A 1,443-nucleotide genomic window follows, 5' to 3' on the forward strand; every position below is an offset into this window, starting at 1 on the left:
GACGATGTAGAATTCTTAAAGGCAAATGACATCTGGGAAGGTGCTGAAGTGGTGGATAATCAGTACGGCCACCGTTTCTACCATTCTTCTCGAATCCCTGTCAGTGAAGTCACAATTTTAAGGACAAGAAAAGATTTACCGATTGACTAAAAAAGACAGAATAATCCTAGATCTTACACGCAACAGGGCATGGTTTTATTAAATCAGAGGAATACTTAACACCGGAATATAAGGTTACTAATTCAGGCAATATAAAAATGGCTAACGGTGCCAAGATGTATTTAAATATTGACGGAGATGAGATTCCCATTGGAGAAGTTATAAATGGGAAAATGATTTATATAGGAGAATAAAAATGCATGAAACGTATTTTGTGCACAGAGGGAAAGCATATCATAATTATGGTATTGAGAGTGATGGTTCGTTATCCTTAACAACCAGTAACCCTAGTTCAGTATTAGATGGATTTCAATTAATTGATTCAAAATTTGTAGAACCTTACTATAAAAAAATTGTAAAATCAAGTGAAATCGAAAAGAAATATCGCATCACTGATACTGTGTTAATCGATGGAAAAGAATGTGAAATTTTCCAATCAAGTGACGATAACTTTGATCAACTTGACTCATGGATTACTATTGTTACTGACGATGTGGAATTCTTAAAGGCAAATGATATCTGGGAAGGGGCTGAGGTGGTGGATAATCAGTATGGCCATCGCTTCTACCACTCTTCTCGAATCCCTGTCAGTAAAGTCACTATTTTAAGAACAAGAGAAGATTTGCCAATCGACTAGAGAAGGGACACCATATTGGAATCAATTATTTTTACAATCGATAGCGAAAAGATATTAACTATTGAAGATTTACTTCAAAGTGATATTTTTGAAGGAAAAACTTAAAAGTTTGCAATAATATTTTCAAGCATATTTCGTCAATCTATAGGCGTCCCTTTCGTCTCTTTCAATATTTTTTCTAACTTCTTCTGCTAGTTGAATTTCTCTACGCATTAGATTCATCTCAAAAGCTTGTGAGACTGCACTTACCGCAGACACCTTCCTCAAACGTCTTCAACACGACGATATCGATGCTTGGAAGATAGTTTATAAGGCATTGAAGATTCTACTAGCGATGTCTTTCATAATATCGCAACAGGGAACACCTTTGAAATCGGTGGCTACGTCTTTGACGTTGTTACGCTAGTCGGACCTGGTGCTGTTGGCAAACTCAAATACGCCGAAGAAGCAGGTAACCTTGCCAAACTCGCCGACGCCGGTGAAGTCGCCTCAACCGTTGGAAAAGTGGAAGATGGGGTGAAAGTTTCTAAATTTGATAAATTGTTTGGGAAGTTAAACAAAAAGAATATAAAATCTGTTACTTTTAATAATACAAAGACAATAAATAAAATAGATTTTGTAGTAACTGACATTAACGGCTCAAAAGC

General features: G+C 36.2%; 1 protein-coding gene. It reads left to right on the forward strand.

Annotated features, from left to right (window positions below):
- The first annotated feature begins 355 nt into the window (after positions 1–355).
- Entirely contained in the window at positions 356–796 is a 441-nt protein-coding gene (locus BLP98_RS09275; RefSeq protein ID WP_074483004.1) for a hypothetical protein, read from the forward strand.
- Positions 797–1,443 lie beyond the last annotated feature (647 nt).

Source organism: Streptococcus equinus, assembly GCF_900104225.1.
Taxonomy (GTDB): domain Bacteria; phylum Bacillota; class Bacilli; order Lactobacillales; family Streptococcaceae; genus Streptococcus; species Streptococcus equinus_D.